This is a genomic window from Hymenobacter agri (assembly GCF_054778495.1).
This window is the reverse complement of sequence record NZ_BAAGZM010000479.1, coordinates 1-3,379: the sequence shown is the minus strand read 5'-3', so window position 1 is coordinate 3,379 and position 3,379 is coordinate 1. Positions and strand designations below refer to the sequence as shown.

Annotated in this window: 3 protein-coding genes; 1 reads left to right on the top strand and 2 read right to left on the bottom strand. The window is 63.4% G+C overall.

Annotated features, from left to right (window positions below; all coding sequences use genetic code 11):
* The first annotated feature begins 411 nt into the window (after positions 1 to 411).
* Positions 412 to 1,296 (top strand): 4-hydroxy-tetrahydrodipicolinate synthase family protein, encoded by an 885-nt coding sequence (dapA, locus tag ACYVDE_RS17955; RefSeq protein ID WP_460502928.1) that lies wholly within the window; start codon positions 412 to 414, stop codon positions 1,294 to 1,296.
* A 132-nt stretch (positions 1,297 to 1,428) separates the two neighbouring features.
* On the opposite strand, the gene ACYVDE_RS17950 is transcribed toward dapA, so the two are convergent.
* Positions 1,429 to 2,178, bottom strand: coding sequence for a (Fe-S)-binding protein (locus ACYVDE_RS17950; RefSeq protein WP_460502927.1), 750 nt, complete (start codon positions 2,176 to 2,178; stop codon positions 1,429 to 1,431).
* Between the two features lie 12 nt (positions 2,179 to 2,190).
* Entirely contained in the window at positions 2,191 to 3,042 is an 852-nt protein-coding gene (locus ACYVDE_RS17945; protein ID WP_460502926.1) for a hydroxymethylglutaryl-CoA lyase, read from the bottom strand.
* Between the last annotated feature and the right edge of the window lie 337 nt (positions 3,043 to 3,379).

Below are 3,379 nucleotides of genomic sequence, written 5' to 3'. Positions count from 1 at the left end.
TCGGTGGCGGTGGCTTGGGTGCCCGAAGTTTTGGCGGCGGCCGGGTCAACGGTCAGCGAGTCGGCCACGCCCACGGTGGCTTTGCTGGTGGCCGTTTCGCCGGTGGTGGCGGTTTTGGAGTCGCAGGCGGCCAGCGCGAGGGTGGCCAGCAGGAGGGAAGCAGCGGTAACTTTCATTGAAAACGCGCGAAGCTGAACTTCGCAACCGGAGTATTGGTGGGGGTGATGAAATCGTGAGAACGTCATGCTGAGCGCAGCCGAAGTATCTCTACCGCAGTAAGTAACTAAATTACGTTGCGCGGTAGAGATACTTCGGCTGCGCTCAGCATGACGGGCAAAGGCGCAGGGCAGTCAATTAGCGGGCCGACCTGCTACTTTTGCAGCCCACAAAACTAACGCCCAAACTCCCGGCATGCGCACTCCTGCTTCCAGTCTTCCCGCATTTCACGGCACCGGCGTGGCCCTGGTCACGCCTTTCACGCCCTCGCTGGCCGTAGACTACGCCGGCTGGCGGCACCTGCTCGATTTCTGCATCGATGGCGGCGTCGAATATCTGGTGGTGAACGGCACCACCGGCGAGTCGCCCACCACCACGGCCGCCGAAAAAACCGAGCTGCTACGCGTGGCTGTGGAACACGTGGCCGGCCGCGTGCCGCTGGTGTATGGCATTGGCGGCAACGACACCCGCGCCGCCGAGGAACTGTTCCGCAGCACCGACCTGACGGGCGTTTCGGCCATCCTATCGGCCAGCCCGGCCTACAACAAGCCCAGTCAGGCCGGCCTCATCGCCCACTACACCCACTTGGCCGACGCCAGCCCGCTGCCCGTCATCCTCTACAACGTGCCCGGCCGCACGGCCTCCAACATCACCGCCGATACTACCCTGCGCCTGGCCCGCCACCCCAACATCATCGGCATCAAGGAAGCCAGCGGCAATATGGAGCAGTGCCTGGCCATTGCGGCCGGCAAGCCCGAGGGTTTCCTGCTGCTCTCGGGCGACGACATGCTCACGCCGGCCCTCATTGCCTGCGGGGCCGAAGGCATTATCTCGGTGCTGGCCAATGCTTTCCCCAAGCGCTTCAGCGAGCTTACCCGTGCCGCCCTGGCCGGCGACTTTGCCGCCGCCCGCACCGGCTTGTTCAGCTTGCTACCCCTCAACCCGCTGATGTACGAGGAAAGCAACCCGGTTGGCGTGAAAGCCGCCCTCGAAGGCCTGGGCGTGTGCGGGGCCGCCGTGCGCCTGCCGCTGCTCGAAGCCACCGAAGGCCTGAAAGACCGGATTCGGCGCGCGCTGTAATTTGGGAACAAAAGCCCGTCATGCTGAGCGCAGCCGAAGCATCGCTACCTCATTAGTAATCAATTCGACTATTGCGGGAGAGATGCTTCGACTTCGCTCGGCATGACGTTCTGATTGATAAGTTTCCCAGCTTTACCACCCGCTGGCCAGCACGTCGGCAATGTGCAGGCACTTGAGCGGTAGCTTTTCCTTCTTGATGTAGGAATCGAGGTGCATGAGGCAGCTCACGTCGGTGCTGATGAGGTAGTCGGCGCCGGTATCGAGGGCATGTTCCACTTTTTGCTGGGCCATGGCCACCGAAATGGCCTCGAACTTCACGGCAAACGTACCGCCGAAGCCGCAGCAGGTGCTGGTTTCGGCCATTTCGATGCGCTTCAGCCCTGCCACGCCGTCAAGCAGCTGGCGTGGGCCCGGGCCGATGCCGCACTCGCGCAGGGCCGAGCAGGAGTCGTGGTAAGTGTAGCGCCCGGCCAGCTGCGCGCCCGGCACGGCCGTCACGCCCAGTACGCCCACCAGGAATTCCGTGAGCTCGTATATGCGGCCCTGCACGCCGCGACAGGCGCGTTGCTGGGTGGGCGTTTCGGCAGCAAACAGCTCGGTGTAGCTGTTGCGCACCATGCCCACGCACGAGGCCGATGGGCTCACGATGTAGCGGCTGGCATCGGCGGCTGGCGCAGCAAAATCGTCCAGAAACTTCTCGGCTACGGCCCGTGCCGCCGGGTGGTGGCCAGCGTTGTAGGCGGGCTGTCCGCAGCAGGTTTGGTTGGGGTTGTAGTTGACTTGCACGCCCAGACGCTCCAGCACTTTTACCATGTTCAGGGCCGTGGCGGGGTAGAGCTGGTCGACGAAGCAGGGAATGAAGATGTCGACGGTAATGGGCATGATTGTCAGGTGTTAATGATTAGGAAAAACCGTGGCTGCCAGCGCCTGCGCCCGGCCGAATGCCGCCATATCCAGCCCGGTTTCGACGCCTTGCTCGGCCAGGTAAGTCAATAGGTTTTCGGTAGCCATGTTGCCGGTGAGCTCGTCGGCCGCCATCGGGCATCCGCCGATGCCGCCGATGGCGCCGTCGAAGCGGCGGCAGCCAGCCTCGTAAGCGGCACTGACTTTCTCGCGCCAAGTGGTGGGCGTGGTGTGCAGGTGCGCGCCAAACTCGATGCCCGGGAAAGCCGGAATCAAAGCCGAGAACAGCGGGCTGATGGTGGCCGCCGTGCTGGCCCCGATGGTGTCGGACAAGGCCACGATGCGCACACCCAGCCGGGCCAGCTGCTCGGTGAAGTCGGTGACAATTTCCGGGCTCCAGGCGTCGCCGTAAGGGTTGCCGAAGCCCATCGAGAGGTAGGCTACCAGCGTCTTGCCTTGGCGTTCGCAGAGCTCGTGCATCGCGGCTACGTCGGCCAGGGCTTCGGCGGTGCTTTGGTTGGTGTTGCGCCGCTGGAAGGTTTCAGATACTGAAAGGGGAAAGCCGAGGTAGCTGATTTCAGGGTACTGCACGGCGGTTTCGGCCCCGCGGCGGTTGGCCACGATGGCCAGTAGCTTGGTGCGCGTCTGACTCAGGTCGAGTCCGGCTAACACCTCGGCGGTATCGCGCAACTGCGGAATAGCTTTGGGCGACACGAACGAGCCAAAGTCCAGCGTATCAAATCCTACCGCCAGCAGCGCATTCAGGTACGCGGTTTTGGTAACGGTGGGGATGAATTCAGTGAGACCCTGCATGGCATCGCGCGGGCATTCGATGAGCTTCATAAGTGGGGGAGGTAAGGGGCGGGAATGGGCCGCAAAGGTAGGCGCAGGCCCGCAGCCTGCGCGGCATGGCCATTTGCCCCCGGCTTTGAGGTAGTGCGAAGCCGGCGGCATCAGGCAGCGAACTACGCCGCGCCGGCCGGGGTTTAGCGCATATGCTACTTCCTCGCGTATCTGCCCCCCGTCGGCTTGTCGGCGGCGGTTTGTTCGTAATGATTGGTCTGGTATTGCTCATGCTCAGCGGCTGTAGCAAGCAGCAAACGCTCCAGGCCCTTTTTCAAAAGTCAACCCCGCACCAGGCCTACGCCCGGCAGCTCGCCCAGGCCGGCCTCGACCGCCG